This window comes from Bradyrhizobium sp. Ash2021, from assembly GCF_031202265.1.
Lineage (GTDB): Bacteria > Pseudomonadota > Alphaproteobacteria > Rhizobiales > Xanthobacteraceae > Bradyrhizobium.
Map to the genome: position 1 here is coordinate 7,194,110 of NZ_CP100604.1, position 24,297 is coordinate 7,218,406.

A 24,297-nucleotide genomic window follows, 5' to 3' on the forward strand; every position below is an offset into this window, starting at 1 on the left:
ACCCAATTCTACGGCTGCGATTCAGATGCTCGAGGCGACAGCGATGAGTCGAGCCCAGCGTCAATCTGCCGTCAGAACCTAATTGCTGTTCTGCAACGCCGGCCGTTGCGGCGGCGGATTGGCGACTTGCGGCGTCAGCGACAGCGGCGGCCGCGGTCGCAGCTTCAGCACGCCGGGCGCCGGCTTGACGTCGATCGGCGGCGGCAGCGGCGCCACCTGCGGCTGGCTCGCCACCGACGGCGGCGGTGGCGGCGCATTGACGACCGGCGGCACCAATGGCGGCCGCGGCGCGACGACCCTGGGCTTCGGCAGCGGCCTGCGCGGCGGCGGCACGTCGGTGAGCGGCGGGCTGGCAGGATTGGCCTCGGGCGTCGCCGGCGCTGGCTCGGTCGGCTGCGGGATCGCAACCGGGGCCGGCGTCGGCATCTGTGGTGGCGGTTCGCCGCGCTCGATCGCATCCAGCCGCCGTGTTTCGCGGTCGATCGTCCGCACCGCCAGCCAGGACGACAGAGCGGTCACATCGATGGTGCGATTCAACACATCGGGCGTGCCCTCGGCGAACAGCTGGATTTCCGGACGGCTGGTCGCCGTTCCGGCCGATGCCGACGCCAGCGTGGCGCGGATGTCGGCCTGATCGGCGGGAATATCGTAGCCGCCGGAGACGATGGCACGCGCGCCATTGGCATCGAGCGCGGTCGCGCCGATGCGAATCCGACCGTCCCGGATGTTGAACGGAATTTGCGCCGACGCCACCGACAGCGTGCCGGCCAGAAGCGCCGGCTCGACGAACTGCTTCAGCCTGGCGTCGTCCTTGGCCTGGCCGGCGTCGCTGGCACGGATCGCGACGTCGAAGGCGCGCGGATCGAGCCCGGCGATCACGGCGGATTCCAGCGTCACCGTGCCGCTGCCGGACAGCGCGCCGGTCAATGCCGACGCACTGCGGCCCTGGCTCGCCAGCGCCATCTGCATCGACGCGCGGCCCCTGGGCATCGCGAGGTTCCGATAACGCAGCGCCGCGCCGTCGACGCTGCTGAGCTGAACGCTCGCATTCAAGGCAATGCCGTTCGCACTTTGCCTGGCGTCGACATTGGCGGTTACTTCGCCGCCGCCGATCTTGCCCTTGAGGGCATCGAAGGTCAGCGACTGGCCGTCACCCTTGACCATGCCACTGACCGGCTGCAATTCGCTGCCGCCGGGAAGCAACCCGCGCAGCGCCTGAAACGCGATGCTGCCGCGCCAGCCCTTGGTCAGCCCGGCGCCGAGCGGCTCGGCCGCATCGTGTCCGGCGGCGCCGATCGCCAGCGCGAATACCGGCGCCAGCGAAAGCTGGTCGAGTCCGATTTCGCCCTCGATGTTTTTCTCGTCCCCCATCGTGAGCGCGACGCGGCCGCGCAAGCGCGAGCCTGCAATGATGCTGTCGAGATCGTCGAAGGTCAGCCGGTTGCCGGCCAGCGAAGCGCGCGAGAACACGCGGATGTCCTTCGCCAGCGTGTCGGACGGCCTGAGTTCGAGCAGCGGCCCGAGATCGGCGCTGCGGATCCGCAGATTGACGCTCGCCTTAGCCTCCGGCGCCCAAGGCTCGGCCGAGCCCTCGGCATCGGCATCGAGCGCCGCGCCCCACACCTTCGCCTTCAGCCGCAGCGCCGCCCGCCACGCGCCGGTGGCCGTACCCTCGAATTGCGCCGGGCCATCGCCGGCCGCGATCGCGCGATCGAGGCCGAGCAGTGCCAGCAACGCGCGGCCCTGTTCCGATGACAGCCTGGCTCCGACGCTGATCTCGCTGCGCCCGAGCGCTTCGAGATCGACGCCGCGGATCGCAGCGATCAGCGGTGAAGCGTCCATCGTGATGTTGCCTTTGAGCTGAGGCGTGTCGACAGCTATGGCGGCTGACGCGGCAACATGGTCGCCAGTCGTGGTTTTGCTGTTCCTGAGGAGATCGAGCGTCAGCTTGATCCGTGCCGAGCCCGGCCCCGCTCCCACCGCATTGAGCCGCGCGGCAATCGACGGCGCAAATGGTGCAACAGCTCCGGCAAGCTGTCCCAGCGACGTCGCGGTGGAATCCAGCACCAGTTTTCCGGTCGCATTGACGCGATCGAAATTGCCGCCGCCATCCAGCATGACGCTGTCGGGCTGACCGATCTTCAACCGGTCGACGACGATCTCCTTCGGGCTGTAGCGGACCCTGGCGAACAGCGGCCGCATTTCCTGGCCGGCGTACATCGCGCGGCCGACGTCGAGCGAAAGCTGCGCCTCATCTGGCCATTCGCCCTGCGGACCGGCGAGCGAACGCACAAACGCCGTCGCGGCATCGAGATCGAGCCGCTCCGCCTTCAATGCCGCGTCGACCTTCGAGCCATTGTTCGCCGCACGATGCGAAACCGCGACCCGCCCGTCGACGGCGCCGCCGTCGATCTCGGCTTTCATGGCATCGATGGCAAAGCCGCCGGGCGACACCGTGACGTCGCCGCGCAGCCGCAGCGGCTTCTGGCTGCGAGAGGCGAGATCGCCGCGGCCCTGCAGCCAGGTCAGCAGCGTATCCGGATCGGAGGATTCGACGTTGAGCGCCGCCTTGAAACTGTCCGGTGAAGCGCCTTGCGCGGTCGCACCGTTCAACGACACCCGGGTGGTGCCCGGCGCGCGAAACTCCAGCCGGTGAACGGTCCAGGATTTTCCGTCGCCGGCCAGTTCAGCGGCGATATCCTGCAACGGGCGCCCGCCCAGCATGATCTGCTCGGAGGCGAATTCGATTTGTGTGGGGATCGGGGTTTGCGGAATTCCAGATAGCAGCGTGCGCAGCGCGGGCAGCACGCGAACCGGTTCGGCGGCGTTGTCCTTGCTGTCCTTGATAGTGTCCTTGACAGTGTCCTTGGCGACAAACCTGTCGGCATCGAGCTGGCGCGCCGACAGCGCGGCGTGAAGCAACGGCGAGGCACCGAAGCGAATGTCGCCGCTGCCCGAAAGCTTCAGCGCACGTTCGTCGGCGCCGTAGCTCACCTCGATCGCGTCGAGCCGCGCGGCCGAAGTGTCGGCCTTGACCTTGGCGGCGATGCGCCACGGCGACGACGGCACGTCGTCGGCGGTGCCTCTTTGTCCGGCGGGCACCGCGAGCGTGATCGCTCCATCGAAGCGCGGGGCCCGCGCCTCGAGCGTGAGCACGCCATCGAGATCGGCGGCGAGCGCGCGCTGGCCGGGATCGATGGTGAGATGCACGCGGGTGCCATTGCCGTCGGGACCCTGCCCGGACGAGATGCGAAACGGGTAGCGCACGCCCGACAACATGAAATTGCCGTCGCCACGGATCGCGCCAGCCAGCGAGCGCACGTCGCCGGAGAAGGCGATGTCGTTCAGTTCGATGGTGCCGCGGCTCGCCGCATCGTGCAGGGCGACGCGGCCGGTGAGATTGAGGCGGTCGATCGCCACCGATCCCAGATTGAACGGTCCGGTCGAGGCCGGCCAGTCGATCCGGCCCCTGGGATCGAGCCCGAGATCGAGCGACATGCCGTTGATGGTCAGTTCGGTGGCGCGCCACTGGGCGCGCATCAGCGCGCCCAGGCTGAATTCCACGTCGAGCTTGTCGGCGCGCACCTTGCCGAGATCGTTGGCGCCGCCGACCACCACCGAACGCAGCTGCAGCGACGGCGTCGGCAACAGCCGCGCGTCGAGCTTGCCGCCGACGCGCACCTGCGCACCGAGGATCCGCGTCGCCTCGGCCTCGAATTGCGGCCGGAACTGGTTCCAGTCGATGAAATACGGCCCGACGAGCGCGGCCAGCAGCGCAATGATAATGGCGATTGCCAGGCCGAGCAGCGTCGTCTGCACGGTGTCTCCCCTTGAGCCCGGCGCGCGGCCGCGCCACGCAAAACTCAGCGCCGAAGCAGCCCAATATATCAATATATAGAGACAAGTGTGGCGAAGTCACAGCAACATCGCTGTGACGGCGCTATCCCCAACTTGCGGGCAAGTGTTTGAGCCCGCGCAGCACAAAGGTCGGCCGCCACTCCGGGTTCTCCGCGTCATCGAGCCGCAGGTCCGGCAGCCGGCGCAGCAGGGTCGAAATCGCGATCTCCGCCTCGATCCGCGCCAGTTGGGCGCCGAGGCAGAAGTGGATGCCGCCGCCGAAGGACAGCGGCTTCACATTGGGCCGCGTGATATCGAGCCGCTCCGGCCGGTCCGGATAGACGGCCGGATCATGGTTGGCCGACCCCAGCAGGCACAACACGCTTTCGCCCTTCGGGATTTTCTTGCCGCCGAGCTCTTCGATGTCTTCCAGCGCAACCCGGCCGGTCAACTGCACCGAGGAATCGTAACGCAGGAACTCCTCGATGGCGTTGGTGATGAGATTGGGATTGGCCTTCAACAGCGCCAGCTGATCGGGATTGCGATGCAGCGCCAATAGCCCGTTGCCGATCAGATTGACTGTGGTCTCGTGGCCGGCGCCGAACAACAGAATGATATTGGCGGTCAGTTCCTCATTGGAGAGCTTGCTGCCGTCTTCCTCGGCCTGCACCAGCTGCGTGGTCAGATCGTCGCCCGGGCTCTTCCGCCGCAGTTCGAACAGCTGATGGAAATACATCTGGGCCATGGCGTTGTTGGCATTGCCCTGCGCAATTTCGGCCGGCGTCATTGGCACCGGATCGAGGATGCGCCCACCATCGCGCGAACCGGCATAAAACACCTCGCGATGCTCCGGCGGGATTCCGAGCATGTCGCAGATAATCGTGACCGGCAGCCGGAACGCAAAGTCCTCGATCAGGTCCATCTTGCCCTGCGGGATGATGCGATCGAGCGTCTCGTCGACGATCTGCTGAATCCGCGGGCGCATGTCCTCGACCCGCCGCGCGGTGAAGGCTTTCACCACGAGGCCGCGCAGACGGGTGTGATCCGGCGGGTCCTGCTGCAGCATCCAATGGCTCATGCTGCGGAACACCGGCTCCTTCATGATGTCGGGGCCATAGCGCCGGATGGTGCGCTCGACATAATCCTTGCCGAAGCGCTTGTCGCGCAGGACCAGGCTGGCCTCGGCATGACGGCTGGCGACGAAGGCGCCATGCGCCGTCAGGTGCATCGGATCGGTGGTGCGCAGCCGCTCGTAATAGGGATAGGGGTTGCGAATGAACTCGGGCGCCAGCGGATTGAAAAGCGATTCGCCTGCTTCGGTCTGAACATGCTCGTTCATGGTGACCTCAATTCGTTGGAGCGCTGAAACGCCTGCGCATTCTAGCACATGGCGTGTATTAATCGGGGATCGAAACTCGATACACTATTGTATCGAGTTGCATTCTGCCCTAAAATGGCAGGATGTCAAGAGTTCGAACGCGACCGACCCGGGACGATACCTGCGAAAAGCTGTTCGAGGCGGCCGCGCGCGTGTTCGAGGACCAGGGCATCGGCGGCGCCAGCATCGAGGCCATTGTTGCTGCGGCCGGTTTTACCCGCGGGGCGTTCTATTCGAATTTCAAGAGTAAGGACGAGCTGATCATCGCCATGATCGAGGATCACGTCGAACAATCGATCCGGCGCAATCTCGATCTGCTCGCCAGGCACAACAACCTCGCGGACTTCCTCGACGCGCTGAAGACCATGGACCGCAGCCAGCAGGATCCGCTCGGCCGCTCTCCCCTGCTGCACATGGAGATGATCCTGTTCGTGGCGCGCGCCGAAAAGCGCAGGCCCGAACTCGCCAAGCGGCTCCGCGCCCGGCGCAAACTGATCGCCGATATCGTCGAGACGACGTCGAAGAACAGCGCCAGGAACGCCGTGTTGAACCCGACATGGACCGGCGCGATCCTGCTGGCCATGGAGGACGGTTTTCGTCTGCACCGCCTGATCGATCCGGAGACCACGCCACCCGACAGCTTCCTGCGCGCCATCAACGATCTGCGGAGAGCGATCGGAATCGCGTCGGCCTGACCAAGCGCTTCAGGCGCCGGCGTGCGCCTTGTGCAATTGCCCGGCGACCGCGCGCACCTTGCGCGGCGAGGCCTGCCAGATCGCCACTGCCGAGAGCAGGCTGACCACGATGCCGATCGCGAAGGCGATGCTGTAACTGCCATAGAGGTCGTGCAGGAATCCGGTCGCCCACGGACCCGCGGCGCCGCCCGCCAGCGCTGCCAGCATGATGGTGCCGAAAATGCCGCCGTAATGCTTGCCCTGGAATATTTCGAGCACCACCGCCCCCATCACCGAGGTCAGGCCATAGCCGAGCGCGCCCTGGGTGAAGACCATCAAATAGACCAGCGGCAGCACGGGCGCGTATTTCAGCGCGATCAGCGCCGCAAAGCAGATCGCAAAGCCGGCGCAGCTGATCGCCCATATCCATTCCCGCCCGATCCGGTCGGAGAGATGGCCGAGCCAGATCTGACCGGGAATCCCGAGCAGGCTGACCACGCCGAGCGCCCACACCCCGACATTGGGGCTGAACCCGATATCGAGCAGGAACTTGGTCTGGTGCACCTGCACCGCGTACCAGATGTACAGGCCGCAGAAATAGCCGAGCGCGATCCACCAGAACCGCGCGGTGCGCAGCGCGCGGCGAAGCGTCCAGTCGGTGCCGGCCCAGACCGGATCGACGATGTTCGAAACCGGTTTCGCTGAGGTGGCCGACGGCGCGGCGTCGCCATCCGCCAGCAGGCCTAAATCCTCGGGCCGCTTGCGCAGCAAAAGGTTGATCGGCGCCAGCACCACCAGGACCAGGATGCCCATCGCGGTACAGGCGGTGCGCCATCCGGTTTGCTCGATCATCAGCTGCACCCATGGCAGCAGCGTCACCGAGCCGATCCCGACGCCGGCGAAAGCAAGGCCCATGGCGAGGCCGCGGCGGCGGATGAACCAGTTCGGCAGAAACAAAGACTGACCGGAATAACCGAGGCAGACGCTGCCCGCGCCGACCATGACGCCGATGGTGAGATAAAGATGCCAGGGCTGCGTCGTCAGCGGCGCCAGCAACAGTCCGCCGCCCATCAGCGCGACCCCGATCTCCATCACCGCGCGCGGACCGTAGCGGTCCATCATCCGGCCGATCAACGGACTGACGACGCCGGAAACCACGAAGCCGAAGGAAAACGCGCCGGCGGTGACGCCGCGTTCCCAGCCGAACTCGCCGATGATCGGCGGAAAGAACAGCGAGAACGCGGTCCGCGCATTGACGCCGATCGCCATGGTCACGAACGTCACCGCGACGATGGTCCAGCCGTAGAAGAAGGGAAGCCGCATCTGGGACCTTTCGCATGGTCTTGTTTTTGAGTGCCGGCAATTCACCGTCTCGTCCACTCCACAATGTACCTTCTGGTCACGCCAATACCGAAGTCGATACAGTACCTATAGACGCAATTGTTGTGGTTATTGACGGCGCTCTTTTGAGACGGCGATTGCTGTTCGGCGTTCGCGGCATTTGGCCGCCAGAAACTCCAAGGGCGACATATTGCACGCGCTAAGAAAAGCTGGCAGTGTAAAGGCTTGTGAAAATGGGCCGATACAACCCGGGGCGACGATGCCAGTTTCGGCGGAACCCGAGGCAATCCCCTCTTCCAACGATTCGCTTCTGGGTGAAGAGGGCGCCGTTCCAATTAGTCGACGGTTAGCAGCTGTCGCGTTCCTGGACATCGTTGGTTACACCATCCTGATGGCCAGCGATGAGAACCGCACGCACCGCCGCTGGATGAAAATTCTCGACGAGGTAATCCGTCCTCGTATCTCTCAGTACCGTGGCCGACTGGTCAAATTGACCGGCGATGGAGTTCTTGCCGAGTTTTCCAGCGCTCTTGATGCGGTCGAATGGGCGCAAGATGTCCAACGCCTGGTTCCGTCCGTTCAAATCGAGAACGACCAACAATCCCCGTCAATCGCCCTGCGTATCGCAATTAATCTAGGAGATATAATAGCCACCGAATTTGATATTTATGGTGATGGTGTAAATGTGGCCGCCAGGCTGCAGGAACACGCTGAGCCGGGTGGCGTGCTGCTATCGGAGTCTGTCTACGATGTCGTGCGCGGCACGGTTGGCAAGTTGGCGCGAGACCTTGGCTATATCCAGCTTAAGAACCTGGAGAAATCTGTACGAGTATATGCAGTTAGTGTGGACGCGCCGACAATTGTCGTTCCGACTCGCCGCCACCGTGAGAACCTCCCCTCCATAGCTGTTCTGCCGTTACAAAATCTTGGCGGCGATCCGGCCGATGACTATTTTGCCGACGGTATAGTCGAAGACATAATTATGTCTCTGGCTGGCCTGCACGAGCTTTTTGTTATCTCGCGCGCCTCGACTATCAAGTACCGCGGTCCTCCCCCTGATCCTGGTGAGGTCGGCCGGGCCTTGGGTGCTCGCTACGTTTTTTTTGGAAGCGTTCGCCGATCCGACCGTTTGGTCCGTGTGTCAATCCAGGCATGCGACTCCGCGACAGGCGAAACTCTGTGGGGCGACGCGGTGGAAGTCCCACCCGGCGAGTTGTTCGATCTTCAGGACCATATCGTTCGGAAGATTGTTGCCGGTATTGCGCCCAACGTTCGCAAAACCGAGCTGCGTAATGCGATGAGAAAACGACCGGAAAGTTTCACCGCTTACGACTACTCTCTCAGGGCGATACAGATTATCAACAGCCTCGACAAACAGACATTCCTGCGAGCGCGTGAATTTTTAGACAAAGCAATTGCCGAAGATCAACACTTCGCTATGCCCGTCGCATGGGCGGCACGGTGGCATAGCCTGTATGTCGGTCAGGGCTGGTCGCTTAACCCGAGTGAGGATGCCGTCACAGCCATCCAGCTAGCCGCAAGAGCGATAGAACTGGATGAGCAGAACGCACTTGCACTCGCTACTTTTGGTCACCTGAAGTCATTTCTGTTTCATGAATACGATGGCGCTCAAATGTACTTCGATCGGGCACTTGCAGCATGCCCCAATCACGCTTTAGCCTGGATATTATCAAGCGCTACGTTGAGTTATATAGGAGAGGCTGAGGAGGCGGTCAGTCGCGCCCAGCACGCTTTGCGCCTTTCACCGTTCGATCAAAGTCTTTTCAGCTTCTATATGTTTCTCAACCTCGCATTCTACGCAAAAGGTGAATTTGCGGAATCGGTGAAGTGGGGCAGGATGTCCTTCAACGAGAACGGCCTGTACACTGCTAACCATAGAATCCTGATCGCAGGCCTCGTTGGTGTAGGCCGACTGGAAGAAGCGCGCGATGTCGCGGCCAGGATGATTAGAATCGAGCCGGAGTTTCGGTTGAAAACCTACGAGCGAACCCGGCAGCCTTTTCGGGATGCGAAAATCAGAGAGCGATACATGCAGCATTTGAGAGCGGCTGGCCTCCCAGAATGACCTGAGAGCGAAAAGCAGCCGGAACGCGGAGGAGGATCAGATGAGATCATTTGGACTCGCTGACGGTGCGGATGGTGCGGACGGTGCGGACGGCGCAGACGGCGCAGACGGCGCGAATGGCTCAAGAGCATCAGGCGGCGCATCAAGTTTGATACGCCCCATTGGGGTTTCACCAGCTCTGAGAAAACTTGCCAACGAAGATTGGTTCAGAGGGAATAAATGGCCGCCTGCGGACCTTGTTGCACCGTTCGCGAATACGGCGGCCACGAAATTTCCTACACACGCATGGAGCGCGTTCCATTTTTCCATCGTTGCGCTCGGTGAATTTGTCCAGGTTCCGGGCTGGGACCAGTTCAACCTTCAGGCTGTGGCGCCTATTCCCGTTGGGGCAGGGCTGCAATACGAACTAGATGAGCTTCTGGCGTTGGTGGACTATCGCCCAGGGGTCATGTCCGAGGCTTTAGCACAGCGAGATAATATCTCCGTGTATTGGGCTGGGCTGTTAATGTACAATAAGTCCTCACATCCCGCGACTTACCTGTTGGCCCAAATCGCCCTTCGTGTCGGCCAATTCCAGGCGATGCACTATAAATTCAATCCGGGCGCGAATACACCACCAGGCCCACCACCGCTCCCGCCTCGGCCGCGTCCATCTCAACTTTCGCCGTCGCTGATGCCCCCGATCGACATCCCGGGCCACGCCTCCTATCCAAGCGGGCACGCTACGGAATCGTACTTGTTGGCGGGAATCCTCGCGCGAGTTATGCCTGCTGCAGCGAGCACCCAAACAGATCTCGCCGACCCTGACAGCACTCCGCTGCGGCGCCTTGCCGAGAGAGTGGCGCGCAACAGGGAGGTGCTGGGCCTGCACTATCCTTCCGATAGCAAGGCCGGGAAATATCTCGGCGATCAAACTTTGGCACTCCTGCTTCAGTGCCCGAGCGTTGCCGGTCTTATTCCCGTCGCCCAAGCGGAATGGCAGTGAGCTCTTGCGGTTACGTCGCGACTCTCCGCGTTCACCCGGGTGTGGAGTGCTTTAGCGACGATGTCGATCGTTCAAGCATAAGGAGCCGTTGACATGATTCGACAGCTGATCGTGTTACGTCGCGACGACTTTTCGAGTGCGTTACCGGACCGAAGTACGGCAAAGACCAAAAGCCCGGAAGAAGATGAAAAGCTCCTTTTGAGGGTGGATGAGCGTCTGCGCCAACTGTTGGGTGATTTCAAGGGGCCATTAAATAATCTCAGAATTCCCTTACTGGATTGGCAGGTTCAACTCGCGCAGACACCGCCACAGGACCTGCCTCCCCTCGACCAGTTAGTTATTTCTGTAGATATGCCGGATTTGGCCGATCTGAACCTATTTCGCAAGGCGGTCGAAGACGCAAATAGAAGGGCGCGCGATCAGGATAAACTCGAACCTGTTTTGGGCGTGGGCGCCGATCTTTCTGTCTCTGAATCGGAATTCTTCTGTCCTGCAAACGTCGATGAGATCCTGTTCGGCGACAGAAATGCCGCCGCGTCGCTTACAGAATCCGGCGTGCTAAGGCAGCGGGGGCTAACCGGGCGTGGCGTCAACATTGTTGTTATTGACCAAGGTTTCGACGCAACGAAAGTTCGGAACTTTGGAGGAGGACTTGCGAACGGGACTATCGGGCCGGGCACGACTACTCGCGGTCATGGCTTGATGATGGTTCGGAACATTGTCGACGTTGCGCCAGATGCAACGTTTTATGATGTCCCGCTGATCCCATTGAGAATTAGTGATGTGCCGGGCTTCATCAGCACCGCTTTGCATGTTTTCATTCAACTAAAACAGCTAATCGGGTTCTTGCGTGGAACCGCCGTTGGTCCGTGGGATGGACCTTGGGTACTCGTAAATGCCTGGTCGATTTTCGACCGAACCACTGAGGTGCCGCTTGGCGATTACACGGAGAAACCAGCCCATCCACTTAACATGCTGGTTGACGCGATCGTAGACGACGCCATCGATGTTGTCTTTGCAGCCGGGAATTGCGGGCAGTTCTGTCCTGATCGACGTTGCGGAAAGCGGGACGTTGGACCTGGTAACAGTATCTACGGCGCAAATTCGCACCCGAGAGTGGTGACCGTAGGAGCGGTTCGGACCGATACCCGGTGGATGGGAAATTCGTCTCAGGGACCCGGGCAACAGCTACTCTCGCTGTTAAAGCCAGACCTTTGTGCTCCGAGTTACTTCCGTGATGTCGGCGATGCGTTCATCGGCAATACGGCCGAACCATTCGTTGGCAACACCGGGTCGCCCTACATTGCCAACACCGGTACATCGGCCGCCTGTGGTGTGGCTGCGGGCATCATCGGAGCAATCCGCAGCGGGTGGGACCAAAGGCGTCTTACCCCCGACGATTTGAGGAAAGCCCTCAACGCCAATGCGCGAAAGACGGAAGGTCCCACCTGGAATCAACGTCTCGGAAACGGAATAATCAACGTGAGAGACACTTTGTCAGCCCTGGAACCGAGCGCCAAACGCTGATGTTCATGCCTATGTGGCGCGACGCGACCGGAACGCGTGCGCACGGGCGCCAAACGGCTGTATTTCGTCATCGCGTCGACGGCGCATCCAACGATCGCCGTTGACGGGGGCAAGCTATTCCGAAGCGACTTCAAGACGCGGCCGACGCGTGGCTTTCGTGCCCGAAATAGGCGCGCTCGAGCCGCTGCGGCAGATTGCTCTCGCTGGTCGGCGCCTGCAGCACAATATTGCCCTGCACCAGCGCGTAGACGCGGTCGGCGGCGGCGAGCGCCTTTTCCAGCAATTGTTCGACCAGCAACACCGCGGTGCCCTGCCCGCGCAACTGGCCGATGACGTTGAGCACGCGGTCGACCAGCACCGGCGACAGCCCGGCGGAGGGTTCGTCGAGCATCAACAGCCGCGGACGGCGCACCAGGCCCTGTGCCACCGTCAGCATCTGCTGCTGTCCGCCTGAGAGCGCGCCGCCGCGCTCGTGACGTTTCTCGGCGATCTCGGGAAAGAACGACAAGGCTTCCTCGACCCGCGCAGCGCGTTCGCTGCGCGGAAGATCGTAGCCGGCCAGCAACAGATTGTCGGTGACGGAAATCTGCGTGAACACGCGATGGCCCTCGATCACGTGCACGAGGCCGGCGCGCGCCGCGTCGCGCGGCGTGGCGTTGGTCATGTCACGGCCGTCGAACCGCACCCGGCCCGAATTGACCGGCAGCAATCCCGACAGCGCGCGCAGCATGGTGGTCTTGCCGGCGCCGTTCGGGCCGAGCAACGCCACCACTTCACCGGCGGCGACATTGAAATCGATCCCGTGCAGCACGCGGATCTTGCCGTAACCGGATTCCAGCGCGGTCACCGCGAGCAGAGGTTCAGCCGCCGAGGTAAGCACTGACGACCTCCTTGTGAACGCGAATCTCGGCCGGCGTTCCCGCCGCCAGCGTACGCCCGAGATTGAGCACGGTGACCTGGTGGCAGATGTCGAAGATCAGGTCGGCGTGGTGTTCCACCAGCAGCACGCCGGTGCCGCGCCCGCTGATCGCCTTGATCAACCCGGCCAGCCGCTCGATCTCGTCGCTGGAAAGACCGGCGGCGGGCTCATCGAGCAGCAGGAAATCCGGATCCAGCATCAGCGCACGCGCGATCTCGATGAAGCGCAGCTCGCTGTGCTGCAGGCGGTCGGCGCGGACCTCGGCCAGCGGCTCGAGTCCGACGACACCCAGCAGCGCCCGCGCCTTGGCGGCAAGCATGCGCTCGTCCTGCCGGTTTCGAGGCAGCGCCAGCATCGCCTCGACAAAGCTCGCCTTGCCCTCGATGGTGCCGCCGATCATCACGTTCTGCAGCACTGACGCTTCGCCGATCACGCGCGGGGTTTGGAAGGTGCGCGCAATGCCGCGCGCAGCCCGCAGCGCCGGCATGCCCGGCGGCAGTGCGGCGTCGCCGAGCGTCATGGTGCCGGCCTTGGCGGCGTAATAGCCCGAGATCACGTTGAGCGTGGTGGTCTTGCCGCTGCCATTGGGACCGATCAGGCCGTGGATCTGGCCGGGTGCGACATCCAGATCGAGGCCATCGATGGCCCGCACATTGCCGAAGCTGAGCGAAATGTCGCGCAATGCGAGCGCGCTGCCGCCCGCGCGTTGGCGCACGATATCGGCCAGTGCGGCGGGACGCAGCAGAATCGCGCGGTTGCTGGCGAGCGGGCGGCGGTTACGGAAATCGAGCAGTGCCGCGATGCCGCCCGGCATCACCAGCACGATCACCAGCAGCAACACCGCGTAGAGGAATGTCGACCACGCTGCCAGCGGTGCGGCGATCTCCGGCAAAATTGTCAGGATGATGGTACCGAGCATCGGCCCCAGGATCGAGCCGCGGCCCCCGATCAGGATCGCGATGAAAAACAATACCGACAGGTCGAAGGTGAAGGCGTCCGGCGTGATGTAGGTTTGCAGGCTCGCAAACAATCCGCCCGCGATCGCCGCCAGCGCCCCGGCGAACAGAAAGATCGCGATCAGCATTTTCGGTTTTGAAATGCCGGTGGCTTCCGCCGCGACTTCGGCATCGCGCACCGCGATCAAAGCGCGGCCGAACCGGCTGCGCGCGATGTTGGCGCTCATCCAGGTGGTGAACGCGGCAAAGCCGGTGCAGAGAAAGTAAAATCCCCACGCGGTATTGAACGGCGCAGGAAATTCCGGTCCTGATATACCGATGCCGCCGCCGGTGACGCTCTGCCAGGCCAATGCGATCTGGGTAACGATGGTGGCGAAGCCGAGCGTCGACATTGCAAAATAGAAGGTGCGCAACCGCAACGCCGGCAGGCCGACGATGACGCCGAACACCGCGCCGACGATGGCCGCGACCGGCAGCGCGGCAAAGACCGGTACCGGCGGCAGCACATTGCCGGCGACCAGCACGCTGGTGGTGTAGGCGCCGAGCGTCAGCAGCGCGACATAGCCGATCGCCAGATGGCCGGCGAAGCCGACGACCAGGTTGAGGCCGGACACCAGCACCCAATAGATCGCCGCGCGGGTGCCGATCAGCGCCCAATAGTCGTTGCTGATGAAGGGCAGCATCACCGCCAGCGCCAGAATGCCGAGAAACGGCGCCAGCTGCGGCAGCGCGGCGCGGATGGCGCCGGCTTCCTGATGTGGCGTTGCGGTGACGGCGGTCATCACACCCTCCGCGCCGTCGACGCGCCGAACAGGCCTTGCGGCGCCGCCAGCAGAACCACGATGAACAGCGTGAACACGGCGACGGATGAGAAGATGCCGCCGACGAGGAAGTTCGCCGCCTGCTGAAACAGGCCGAGCGCAAGCCCGCCGACGACGGCGCCGCGGTTGTTGCCCAGTCCGCCAAGCGCCACCGGCACAAAACCGTAGAAATTCAAGAGCGCGCCATTGGCGAAGAACGCAAGCAGCAATTCGCCGCCGGAAAATCCGGCGATGCCGCCGACGACCCCGGCCAGCGCGTAACTGGCGACGCGCAGATTACGCTCGGGCAGACCGAGCGCGCGCGCCGCGAAATTGTCCTCCGCGATCGCCACGAAGGCGCGGCCCACCAGTGTACGCCGATAGAGATATTCGAGGCCGAGAATCGTGATCGCGCAGGCCACCACCGGCAGCCAGAATTTTTCGTCAAAGACCCCGCTGCCGAGTCCGATCAGGCGCGGAAACGGCTGCGGCTCGGTGCCCCATTTGATCGCCGCGACCTGCTGGATCATCAGCGCCAGCGCCAGGGTCGAGAGCACGTAGAGGTGCTGGTCGAGGCTTTTCAGCACCGGCCGCACCGCGACGAATTCGGTGATAATGCCGATGATCGCGCAGCCGACCAATGTAAGCAGCAAGCCCACGACGATGGGCATGCCGAGCTTCAGCGTGAACATCGAGCCGAACACGCCGCCAAGCATGGCGAGCTGGCCCGCGGTAAAGCTCATCACCCGCGAGGTCGAGAACATGGTGTTGTAGGTGACGCCGACGAGCGCGTAGATCGCGCCCGCCGCAAGACCCGATGCGAGAATGGAGGCGAGCATTGGCCGCGCCCTCTCCGACCGCTTACGTGTATCCCGGCGCCAGTGCGAAGGTGCCGTTCCTGGCCGAACGCGCCTCCGACATCACGATCTCTTCGGTCGGATAGCCGTTGTGCTGGGTCGGGTTGAAGGTGTAGTCGCCGAAATAGCCCGGGTATTTCGACAGCCAGTTCAGATACGCGATGATGCCCGCGCCCTCGGTGGATCCGCTGGTTTCGACTGCCTTGGCGAACAACTCGACGGCGTCGATGCCGCCCGCGATCCACCACAACAGCGTGTCGTTCATCGCCACCCTCGCCTTGGTCAGACGATCGACCAGATCCTGGGTCTTGGCGGGCAGCTTGCCGGCGCCGTCATAGCTGACGCTCTTGTAGCCGATGGCGTAGACTTTTTCCCAATTGGCTGGCTTCTCGACCAGGCCCGCGATCTCGCCCGATGATAGCGAGGGATGGCCGACGAACGCGACATCCCAGTTCATCGCGGCGCGGGTATTGAACATGCGCGCTTCCATGCCGGTGGTGACGCTCCACACCACGATGACTTCGGCGCCGGCGTTTTTCGCTCGGAGCAAGTCGGGCGTCATGTCTGGCTGCGTTGCATCGATATTGGCCTGATAAACGATTTCGGCGCCGTCCTTCTTGAACGCAGCCACCGATGCGCCGACCGCGGTCACGCCATAGCCCGTGGTATCGCCGATTACGGCGATCTTCTTCACCTTGAGGATATTGAGGCAGTAGTTACGGACGGCGTCGTCCCACTGGCTGTTAGACGGCGCCATGCGGAAGGCGTTCGGGAATTTCGTGGTGTCGATCAGCGTTTCGACGACGCAAGGGTGGATGTTTGGTATCTTGGCGCGCGCCATGATCGGCGTGGTGGCCAGCGCCTCGCCCGAATTGAGCGGCCCCCAGATTCCGTGAACCTTGGCCTGGCTGATCAATTCCTGTGTGGCATTCACCGCCTTGGTCGGATCGCCCTGGGTGTCGCGCATGACGATCTCGAGCTTGCGGCCCTTGACGCCGCCGGCGGCATTGATCGCGTCGGCTGCAAAGTAGACGCCGCGGTTGAAACCGATGGTGGGCGCCGAACTCGGCCCGGTCATTGCGGCCAGGCAACCGATCTTGATCGGTTCCGTCTGGGCAATGGCGGGTTTTGGAAATGAAAATGTTGCAGCGCCGAGTGCGCCGGCGCTGCCCAATATGACGTCACGACGTGAAATGGCCATGTGATGCTCCCTTTGGTTTCCTTATTCGGCACCCGTCGTTGGCTGCGGGCGTCCGTTTCGTTCGTGCTCCGCGGCTCACGGCCGCGGTTGAATTTCGCGCGTCAAATTTGAGCCTGACGCAGACAGCTTGTCCAGCGTTTATGACCGGATGACGCGACATTACCGCGATGCTTGCTTCATGAGCCCGGTTCCTATCGGCCGATCGAGGCCGCCACCTGAGACGCTAGATGCTCGGCCACCATGTGATAGCCCTCCGGCGTCAAATGCTGGCCGTCGGGCTGATGCGGCAAGCCCTTCAGCATGTTGTTGGCCATCATGATGACAGGAATGCCCCGGGCGCTCAGCCGGCTCTGAATCTCGGCCGTGCGATCCGCGCTGTGCTTGCGTCCATCGTTGCCGCCCGGCTGCAGGATAACGACGCTGGTGCCGTTCGGGACCACCCTGTCCAGACGTCCCAACATCCCTGCCGTGGTGTCGCCGTTGATGCCGGCATTCACGACATGGACGTTCAACCCTTTCGCCCGCAAGATCGCTTCGAGCTGTGCGGGATAGGCCTGATTGCGCGCCACGCCCTTGCCGTAGGTATTGCTCGCACCGAGGGCCACGACCGTTGCGGCGTCAGCCGATGCAACGCCGAAGGCGGCAAGCAATGCCAGGCATCCAAGCGTTCCGAGCCGAAGACCGCGCGATTTCATGTCTTCTCCTGCAGAGTTGGGTGACCGCTCATGGACGGCGCGTCCAATGATCGGCGTTGACGGCACCGATGGGAATCTCGCCCTTGATGATCTTCTCGACCTGGCGAACGGTTTCGCACGATTGGTGCTCGATCGCGTCCGGCGTCAGTCCGCCGACGTGCGGCGTCGCGATGACGTTCGGCAATTTCGCAAGCTCCATTGTCGGCATCTGGTCGAGCGCCCGGCCGACATCGAGCGCGGCACCTGCAATGCGGTTCTCGCGCAACGCCGCCGCCAACGCGGCTTCGTCGACAAGGTTGCCGCGTGACAAATTGATGAAGAAGGAGTGCTTCTGCATCCGCGACAATGCCGCCGGCCCGATCAGATTCTCGGTCTGCTCGTTGGCGATGGCGAGACAGACGACATAATCCGCGCGCGCCAGCAGATCGTCGAGCGGTACGTGCTGGATCGCGGCATCGTTGATGGTCGCGAAGGGATCGGCGACCAGAATTTCCATGCCGAGCACTTTTGCAATTCCCGCAAGGTGGCGGCCGATGCTGCCATAGCCGATGATGCCGATCCTGCTGCCGGCGAGTTGCCGCCCCATCGTGACATCAGGCATCCGTCCGGCATGATAGTCCGCCGTCGCCCGCGAAACGCCGCGCGACAGGTCGACCATGAAGCCGAGCGCGAGTTCCGCCACCGATTGAATGAAGCCCGGCCCGGCGCGCGTGACCAGCACGCCGGCCGCGGACGCCGCCGCGACGTCGATATTGCGAATATCGACCGCGCAGCGGACCATGGCGCGCAGCTTTGGAAGTTTTGCAAAGATCTCACCCCGCCCTTCCGTCAGGCGGTCGGCGACGATGATATCGACCTCTTGGGCAGCGTCGATCAGGTGCGCGGCATCGAGCGCGTCGTCACCCTCGTGCAATTTGACGTCGGCCACCGCGCGCAAACCGCCGAGGCTGCGCTCGCCGTAATATTGGCGCCGCATCTGCGGCGTATGGGCCAACAGCACTTTCAATACGGTATCTCCTAATAGCCGAGGGCGCGGGGCAATGCGGTCGAGAGCGCCGGTACGAAGGCGATCACCAGCAGGCACAGCAGCAGCAATCCCAGATAACCCATGATCGGCTTGATCGTTTGTTCGATCGGCACATTGCCGATCAGGCAGGCGCCGTAGAGCCCGAGGCCCAGCGGCGGCGCAAACAGGCCGAGCCCCATCGCGATCACCAGCACGACGCCGAAATGCAGGGGATCGATGCCGAGCTTGACCGCAACCGGCAGCAACAACGGCCCGAAGATGATCAGCGCCGCGGCGCCTTCGAGCACCGAGCCCATCACGATCAGCACCGCGATCGACAGCAGCGTGAACAGCCAGACGCCGTGCGTTCCCGATATCGACAGCATCAACTCGCCCACCGCATGCGGCACCTGCTGCAGCGTCAGGATGAACGCCAGCGATTGCGCGGCGGCGACGATGAACAATACAAGCCCCGAGCGCGTCGCCGATTGGACAAAGCTATGCGCGGCCGTCTTGAAGCTGAGCTCGCGGAAAACAATACTGCCGATCACGATGGCATAGACCGCGGCGAAAGCGGAGATTTCGGTGGCGGTGGCAAATCCGCTCTTGAAGCCGGCAAAGATCATGAAGATCAGTCCGAACGAGGCGATGGCACCGGTCCACAAGCCGGACATCGGAATTTGCGGCTTGTCATCCTCAGCCGGCGGCGCGCGCTTGCCAAAGATGATCGACACCGCGATCAGGGCCAGGGCCATCAGCCCGGCCGGCAATAGCCCTGCCATGAACAATCCGCCGATCGACAGATTGGCGACAAAGCCGAGGATGATCAGGTTGATGCAGGGCGGAATGGTTTCCGCCATCACGGCAGAGGCCGCCAAAAGCGCCACCGCGCCGCCGGGATTCTGCCGGGAGCGGCGCGCCGCCGGGATCAGCACCGAGCCGACGGCGGCGACATCGGCCATCTTCGATCCGGAGATGCCGGAGAACAGCACCATCGACGTCACCATGACGACGTTCAGGCCGCCGCGCATGCGGCCTACCGCACGCTGCAGCAGTTCGATCAGGCGAACCGACATCCCGTTGGCTTCCATGAGATAGCCGACGAGGATGAAGAAGGGGATCGCGAGCAGCACGAAGTTGTCGATGCCGCGCGCCATCTGCTGCGCGAAGATGACGCCGGGCAGCGTGCCCTCGACCCAGATGAAGATCAGCGCCGCCAGCGCCAGTGCAAATCCGATCGGCAACCCGCCGAACAGCGTGATGAAGAAGCCGACCAGCATCAGCGTCCCTGATGACGGCACTGAATCCGGCGACAGGAAATCCCAGGCGACATAAAGTCCGGCGATCAGCGCGGTCGCCAGCGCTCCCGCGACCATGTCGCGCAGGTGACGCGCGCAAAAAGCCTCGGCGGCGAACACCGTCATGAACAGCGCGCCGACACCCATTGGATAGAACGTCAGTTCCAGCGGCAGGCCGGAGCCGGAGGTTTGTCCGGTGGTCAGCCAGCCCATCTTGATGGCGTTGAACGCGACATAGAAGGCGATGACCGTGACCAGCAGCGCGCCGATGGCATCGACCAGGCGCCGGATGCCGGCCGGCAGCCTGTCGATGAAAAACGCCACGCCGAGATTTTCGCTGCGCGCCAGCGCGCTGGCGGCGCCGAAGAAGCTCGATCCGACCATAAGCCCGCGGGCGACGTCGTCGGCCCACTCGACCGGCGCATTGAACAGGAAGCGCAGCAGCACCGACACGCAGACGATCAGGAGATCGGCCGCGAGCAAAATCGCGGCGACCGCGTCGCTCACCGAGAGCAGCGTAGCCGAGATCCGGTGGCCGCCGCTTGGCGACGCCGCGGCGATTGACATGGCCACCTGCCTCACGCCTGCGTCGCGCGGATCATGTCGACGACGGGTTTCGCTTCGGGGCGGGCCTTGATGAAATTGTCGGTTTGCGGCAGCACGCGCTTGCGGAAGGCTTCCTTGTCGCATTCGACGATGGTGACGCCCTTCTCGGTAAGCGCGGCCAGCGCCTCCTTCTCGACCGCAAGACCGTGGGTGCGGCTGTCGGCGGCGGCCTTTTTCGCGGCGTCGAGGAATCCCTCGCGCAGCTTCGGGTCCATGCGGTTGAAGGTGGCGTCGCTGAAATAGATCGCCAGCGGCGAAAAGATATGCTGCGTCAGCGCATAATGTTTCGAGGTTTCGTAGAACTTGCTGGCGAGGATCGTCGGCGGATCATGTTCCAGCCCGTCGAGCACGCCGGCCTGCAGCGCCGTGTAGATTTCGCCGAACGCCAGCGGCGTGGCGGCGGCGCCCATCAGCCGGAGACACTCGGTGATGATCGGATTGGGCAGCGTCCTGATCTTGAGGCCGGCGAGATCTTCCGGCGTCTTCACCGGTTTCTTGGCCAGCACGCTGCGCGCGCCGAAATTATAGGCCCAGGCGATGATCCGGATGTTGGCGCCCTTCAGGAGCGCGTCCTCGATCGGCTTGGCGGCGCCTGAATCGAACGCCTTGGTCTGCTGCGGAAAACTGGTGAAGAGATAGCCGAGGTCGAAGGTGCCGACCAACGGCACCAGATTGGCCGAGATCGATGAACCCGACACCATCAGGTCGATCACGCCGAGCTTGACCGAATTGATGACGTCGATTTCCTGGCCGAGCTGATTGTCGGGAAAGAAGGTGACGTCGACCTGCTCGGAAAGCCCGTTCGCCTTCAGGTTCTTGACCAGATTGTCATAGTAGACGCGGCCGTTGGCATATTTGGGATCGTTCGGCAGCGACGACGAGCATTTGAGTTTGAGCGTGGCGGCCTGGGCCTGCCCGATGACGGCTGGCGCGGCGGCGATCCAGGCGGTCGCGGCGATCGAAGATTGCAGAACGACGCGACGGCTGACCGGCTTCGACCTCATGATGCTCCTCCCGGGAACGGATTTTCTTTCGCCCGCCCTCTTGTCACGGCGGAGCTTGGCACTACTTTAATCATATTGTATGACTAAACGAATGACGTTTGCAAGAGTGGCTGTTTGCCCCGGCGCCCGTTCCAAAAGGCTTTCCGATGTTTCAAAGCTCCAATGCCCTGATCCGCAACGTTCACAGCCAGGTCGCGGACCGGGTCGGGATCAGCATCGTGCGTGGCGACGTCGGCGCCGGCGAAACCCTGCCGTCCGAAATGCAGATTTGCGAAATGATGGATGTCAGCCGGACGGTGGTGCGCGAAGTGATCCGGACTTTGACCGGCAAGGGCCTGGTTGAATCGCGCCCCAAGAGCGGAACGCGGGTGCGCCCGCCCCAGAAATGGAACCAGCTCGATCCGGATGTGCTGCGCTGGCGCCTCGAAACCGCAGATATGGACGACTACCTCGCCAAACTGTTTCAGCTGCGCTGCGCGGTCGAACCGGCAGCCGCGGCGCTGGCGGCGAGCCGCGCCGAAGAGGAAGACATCGCGCTGATCCGCACCGGCTACGAGGGGATGGCGTCGGCGAAACTCGACGAACAATTCGTGGCCGCCGACATCACATTCCATAAGGCGATCTACTTTGCAACGCGCAACGAGTTCTTCTGGCCGATCGCGCAGATGTTCGACATCACGCTGCGCCAGAGTTTTACCATCGCCGCCCGCGGTTCGCACCGCGCGCGGGCGCTGGTCGAGCATCACGCCGTGCTGGAAGCGATTGCAACGCGGAATGAAGAAGGCGCGCGCGAGGCGACCAATGTCCTGCTGAAAAATTCCGCCGACGACCTGGTCAGGATTCGCGGACGCGAATTTACGGCGCGACCGAAGGGCTGACACCAGACCTTGCTCCCTCGCCCGGTCTATTTCGTTCGCGCGATGGTCGTGCCATCCCAATCGTCGCTGGTCGGATTTTCGAGTTGCTGCCTGCAGCGCTCGATCATCACCGACGACGCCGTATCGTCCTTGCGGATATCAAGCACCTTCTCGAACGCGCCGATCGCGGCCGCGAAATCGCGCGCCCGCCATGCCGTCAGCCCGGCTTCATAGGATTTCACCCAGTCCAGCGCGCCGGTGAACTCGCCGGCCATTCCCAATAGTTCGTAGATCTGCAGGCCGCCGGCGCGGCCATAGACCGCGAGCCGGTCGAGTTCGCGGACCACGATGCGGTCACCTGCCAGCGTGCGGGTTTCCGGACCGATAATGATCATGGAGCCGTAGACCTTGTTGGTGCTCTCCAGGCGGCTGGCGATATTCACGGCGTCGCCGATCACGGTGTAGTTCAGCCGGACTTCCGATCCGATATTGCCGACCAGCATGTCGCCGGAATTGACGCCGATTCTGATCCTGACGGGCTGGCCATTGTCGTCGGCGAGGCCCGCCTCCGCCATCGCGCGCTGACAGGCCAGCGCGGCGCGGCAGCAATCGATGGCGTGATCCGGGTTTGCCGCCGGCGCGCCCCAGAACGCCATCACGGCATCGCCGATGAATTTGTCGATGGTGCCGCCCTGCGCCTGAATCTGCGCCGACACGGAATCGAAGTAGCGCGACAGCAGCGGGATGATGCGGTCGCCGAGCCGTTCCGACATGCCGGTGAAACCGGCGAGATCGATGAACATCACGCTCATGGGCCTGACCGCGCCGCCGAGCCGCGCGCCGGTGCCGTCGCTGACCAGCCGCTTCACGAGGTCGGCCGGGATGTATTTCCTGAACGCGGCAAGGCCCTGCGCCATGTCGCCGATGGCGCCGGAAAGGTTCTCGATCTCGGTCAGCCGCGACGGATGGCGCTCGACCTTGTCGAGGTCGAAGCGCTCGACATGCCTGATCTCGCCCATCACCTTGATCAGCGGGGCGGCGATCAGGCGCTGCGCGAGCCATGCCGACAATAGCCCGGCGAAGACGATCAGCACCGCCAGGCCGACCAGCAATTTCCGGATCGTCATCTGCACCGGTCCGAGGAATTCCGACTCCGGCACCACAGTCACCAGCGACCAGCCCGGAAACGAGATCGGCGTCAGCACCGCTTGATAGGCCTTGCCCTCCCGCGTCACCTGGGAATGAAACGCCTCGCCGCTGCCGGGGTCGTAGGCGCTGCCGGACTGCCGCATCGCATCGACGGCGACCGGAAACAGCGGATGATCGGTCTTCAGCGCTTTGACCTCGCTGGCATCCGGATCGGGTGCGGCGACCACGCCGCCGTCGCGGTCGAGGATGAAGGCGCCGGCCGACTTTCCGACCGTGAGCTGCGACAGGAAATTCGAGACCCGCGTCAGTTCGATGATGATGGCAACGACGCCGGCGGGCTTCTGGTCGATATCGATCGGCGCCGCGAAGGCCGCGGCCAGCCGTTCGCCGTTGGGATGCGTCGTCAGCGTCGACCAGTGTTCGTCGTTGGAGCGGATCGCGGCGCGAAACCACTCCTGATCGGTGACGACGTATTCGGTGTCCTCGAACCAGCTGGCCTTGAGCTTGAGGTCGTTGCCCTCGAATTCGTACCGGTTGATCCGGAGCTTGCCGTCGCCGCTGATCTCGAGCATTTCGATGACGCTATCGCCGAGTTTGTGCCCGGCGAAGAACGATCCATCCGGCCATCCGAACGCCACCCATGAAATGGTCGGCTGGGAGAGCAATTGTGATTGGAGCACGACCTCGCGCTTCCTGGCGTCGCGCGCGTCGAATACTTTTTCGACCAACAGCGTGCGCACCGCCGTAAGCGACGACCGCGCCTCGGTGGTGATCGACTGCAATTCGTCGCCGACCGCGGACACGATCTGGTCGTTGATGGTGTCGGCCAGGGTCTGGCTGACCTGCTGCGCCGTCCGCCACCACAATAAATGCACGCCGACGGCGCTGACGACGATGGACGTCAGGACGAGGGCCGAAATGGCGCTGCGGATGCCGATGCGCATGGGGGTCCTGTTTCAGCGGGTTCGCTACCGCAATACGGAACATATCAGCGTTTGTTTCGCTGGCGAGGCCATCCCTGCCCTGCGGACACGGGCCTGTGACCAGCCGTGAACCTGCCGGCTACGAAACTTCTGGATTGTTTGTTTCGTACAAGCCAAGACCGCGCTATGTCAGGCGGC

17 protein-coding genes are annotated in these 24,297 nt (G+C 63.1%); 5 read left to right on the forward strand and 12 right to left on the reverse strand.

Annotation, left to right across the window (positions count from 1 at the left end; translation table 11 throughout):
* Positions 1 to 78 precede the first annotated feature (78 nt).
* Together NL528_RS34700 and NL528_RS34705 are read right to left on the reverse strand one after the other, a co-directional pair.
* A complete protein-coding gene (locus tag NL528_RS34700) occupies positions 79 to 3,819 on the reverse strand; it encodes an AsmA-like C-terminal region-containing protein (RefSeq protein ID WP_309178872.1) in 3,741 nt (1,246 codons plus the stop codon).
* 121 nt (positions 3,820 to 3,940) lie between these two features.
* Positions 3,941 to 5,176 carry a cytochrome P450 gene (locus tag NL528_RS34705; RefSeq protein WP_309178873.1) on the reverse strand — a complete coding sequence of 412 codons (1,236 nt, stop codon included), beginning with the start codon at positions 5,174 to 5,176 and terminating at the stop codon, positions 3,941 to 3,943.
* A gap of 122 nt (positions 5,177 to 5,298) precedes the next feature.
* Between NL528_RS34705 and NL528_RS34710 the strand changes: the two genes are divergently transcribed.
* Positions 5,299 to 5,910: a helix-turn-helix domain-containing protein gene (locus NL528_RS34710; RefSeq protein ID WP_309178874.1), complete on the forward strand. Its 612-nt coding sequence runs from the start codon at positions 5,299 to 5,301 to the stop codon at positions 5,908 to 5,910.
* A 9-nt stretch (positions 5,911 to 5,919) separates the two neighbouring features.
* Here the strand turns inward: NL528_RS34710 and NL528_RS34715 are convergent, their stop codons facing one another.
* A complete protein-coding gene (locus tag NL528_RS34715) occupies positions 5,920 to 7,212 on the reverse strand; it encodes an MFS transporter (protein WP_309178875.1) in 1,293 nt (430 codons plus the stop codon).
* 277 nt (positions 7,213 to 7,489) lie between these two features.
* Between NL528_RS34715 and NL528_RS34720 the strand changes: the two genes are divergently transcribed.
* From NL528_RS34720 to NL528_RS34730, 3 genes are all read left to right on the forward strand, one after another.
* Entirely contained in the window at positions 7,490 to 9,316 is a 1,827-nt protein-coding gene (locus NL528_RS34720; RefSeq protein ID WP_309178876.1) for an adenylate/guanylate cyclase domain-containing protein, read from the forward strand.
* A gap of 40 nt (positions 9,317 to 9,356) precedes the next feature.
* Positions 9,357 to 10,301 carry a hypothetical protein gene (locus tag NL528_RS34725; RefSeq protein ID WP_309178877.1) on the forward strand — a complete coding sequence of 315 codons (945 nt, stop codon included), beginning with the start codon at positions 9,357 to 9,359 and terminating at the stop codon, positions 10,299 to 10,301.
* Between the two features lie 93 nt (positions 10,302 to 10,394).
* Positions 10,395 to 11,828, forward strand: a complete 1,434-nt coding sequence (locus tag NL528_RS34730) for a S8/S53 family peptidase (protein WP_309178878.1) — start codon at positions 10,395 to 10,397, stop codon at positions 11,826 to 11,828.
* A 130-nt stretch (positions 11,829 to 11,958) separates the two neighbouring features.
* Here NL528_RS34730 and NL528_RS34735 read toward each other — a convergent pair whose 3' ends face one another.
* The 8 genes from NL528_RS34735 to NL528_RS34770 all read right to left on the reverse strand — a co-directional run bounded on the left by NL528_RS34735 (position 11,959) and on the right by NL528_RS34770 (position 21,170).
* On the reverse strand, positions 11,959 to 12,708 hold the full coding sequence (locus NL528_RS34735; RefSeq protein WP_309178879.1) for an ABC transporter ATP-binding protein: 750 nt from the start codon (positions 12,706 to 12,708) through the stop codon (positions 11,959 to 11,961).
* Positions 12,689 to 14,485 (reverse strand): branched-chain amino acid ABC transporter ATP-binding protein/permease, encoded by a 1,797-nt coding sequence (locus NL528_RS34740; protein WP_309178880.1) that lies wholly within the window; start codon positions 14,483 to 14,485, stop codon positions 12,689 to 12,691. Before NL528_RS34740 ends, NL528_RS34735 begins: the two co-directional genes overlap by 20 nt.
* Positions 14,485 to 15,342, reverse strand: coding sequence for a branched-chain amino acid ABC transporter permease (locus NL528_RS34745; protein WP_309178881.1), 858 nt, complete (start codon positions 15,340 to 15,342; stop codon positions 14,485 to 14,487). The genes NL528_RS34740 and NL528_RS34745 overlap by 1 nt, the downstream gene beginning before the upstream one ends.
* Before the next feature lie 22 nt (positions 15,343 to 15,364).
* Complete coding sequence (locus NL528_RS34750; protein ID WP_309178882.1) at positions 15,365 to 16,561, reverse strand: ABC transporter substrate-binding protein; 1,197 nt, start codon at positions 16,559 to 16,561, stop codon at positions 15,365 to 15,367.
* 191 nt (positions 16,562 to 16,752) lie between these two features.
* A complete protein-coding gene (locus NL528_RS34755) occupies positions 16,753 to 17,256 on the reverse strand; it encodes a GDSL-type esterase/lipase family protein (RefSeq protein ID WP_309178883.1) in 504 nt (167 codons plus the stop codon).
* 28 nt (positions 17,257 to 17,284) lie between these two features.
* Entirely contained in the window at positions 17,285 to 18,262 is a 978-nt protein-coding gene (locus NL528_RS34760; protein WP_309178884.1) for an NAD(P)-dependent oxidoreductase, read from the reverse strand.
* Between the two features lie 11 nt (positions 18,263 to 18,273).
* Positions 18,274 to 20,127: a TRAP transporter large permease subunit gene (locus NL528_RS34765; RefSeq protein WP_309178885.1), complete on the reverse strand. Its 1,854-nt coding sequence runs from the start codon at positions 20,125 to 20,127 to the stop codon at positions 18,274 to 18,276.
* Positions 20,128 to 20,138: 11 nt separating this feature from the next.
* Positions 20,139 to 21,170 (reverse strand): TRAP transporter substrate-binding protein, encoded by a 1,032-nt coding sequence (locus tag NL528_RS34770; protein WP_309178886.1) that lies wholly within the window; start codon positions 21,168 to 21,170, stop codon positions 20,139 to 20,141.
* A gap of 146 nt (positions 21,171 to 21,316) precedes the next feature.
* Between NL528_RS34770 and NL528_RS34775 the strand changes: the two genes are divergently transcribed.
* On the forward strand, positions 21,317 to 22,048 hold the full coding sequence (locus NL528_RS34775) for a FadR/GntR family transcriptional regulator (protein WP_309178888.1): 732 nt from the start codon (positions 21,317 to 21,319) through the stop codon (positions 22,046 to 22,048).
* 26 nt (positions 22,049 to 22,074) lie between these two features.
* Here NL528_RS34775 and NL528_RS34780 read toward each other — a convergent pair whose 3' ends face one another.
* Positions 22,075 to 24,120: an adenylate/guanylate cyclase domain-containing protein gene (locus NL528_RS34780; RefSeq protein ID WP_309178889.1), complete on the reverse strand. Its 2,046-nt coding sequence runs from the start codon at positions 24,118 to 24,120 to the stop codon at positions 22,075 to 22,077.
* Positions 24,121 to 24,297 lie beyond the last annotated feature (177 nt).

What these genes read in the sequence shown, in the direction of transcription:
- NL528_RS34750 (WP_309178882.1), bottom strand. Translation starts at nt 16,561, where the DNA reads ATGGCCATTTCACGTCGTGACGTCATATTGGGCAGCGCCGGCGCACTC.
- NL528_RS34715 (WP_309178875.1), bottom strand. Translation starts at nt 7,212, where the DNA reads ATGCGGCTTCCCTTCTTCTACGGCTGGACCATCGTCGCGGTGACGTTC.
- NL528_RS34755 (WP_309178883.1), bottom strand. Translation starts at nt 17,256, where the DNA reads ATGAAATCGCGCGGTCTTCGGCTCGGAACGCTTGGATGCCTGGCATTG.
- NL528_RS34765 (WP_309178885.1), bottom strand. Translation starts at nt 20,127, where the DNA reads ATGTCAATCGCCGCGGCGTCGCCAAGCGGCGGCCACCGGATCTCGGCT.
- NL528_RS34770 (WP_309178886.1), bottom strand. Translation starts at nt 21,170, where the DNA reads ATGAGGTCGAAGCCGGTCAGCCGTCGCGTCGTTCTGCAATCTTCGATC.
- NL528_RS34730 (WP_309178878.1), top strand. Translation starts at nt 10,395, where the DNA reads ATGATTCGACAGCTGATCGTGTTACGTCGCGACGACTTTTCGAGTGCG.
- NL528_RS34780 (WP_309178889.1), bottom strand. Translation starts at nt 24,120, where the DNA reads ATGCGCATCGGCATCCGCAGCGCCATTTCGGCCCTCGTCCTGACGTCC.
- NL528_RS34710 (WP_309178874.1), top strand. Translation starts at nt 5,299, where the DNA reads ATGTCAAGAGTTCGAACGCGACCGACCCGGGACGATACCTGCGAAAAG.
- NL528_RS34740 (WP_309178880.1), bottom strand. Translation starts at nt 14,485, where the DNA reads ATGACCGCCGTCACCGCAACGCCACATCAGGAAGCCGGCGCCATCCGC.
- NL528_RS34725 (WP_309178877.1), top strand. Translation starts at nt 9,357, where the DNA reads ATGAGATCATTTGGACTCGCTGACGGTGCGGATGGTGCGGACGGTGCG.
- NL528_RS34720 (WP_309178876.1), top strand. Translation starts at nt 7,490, where the DNA reads ATGCCAGTTTCGGCGGAACCCGAGGCAATCCCCTCTTCCAACGATTCG.
- NL528_RS34705 (WP_309178873.1), bottom strand. Translation starts at nt 5,176, where the DNA reads ATGAACGAGCATGTTCAGACCGAAGCAGGCGAATCGCTTTTCAATCCG.
- NL528_RS34745 (WP_309178881.1), bottom strand. Translation starts at nt 15,342, where the DNA reads ATGCTCGCCTCCATTCTCGCATCGGGTCTTGCGGCGGGCGCGATCTAC.
- NL528_RS34775 (WP_309178888.1), top strand. Translation starts at nt 21,317, where the DNA reads ATGTTTCAAAGCTCCAATGCCCTGATCCGCAACGTTCACAGCCAGGTC.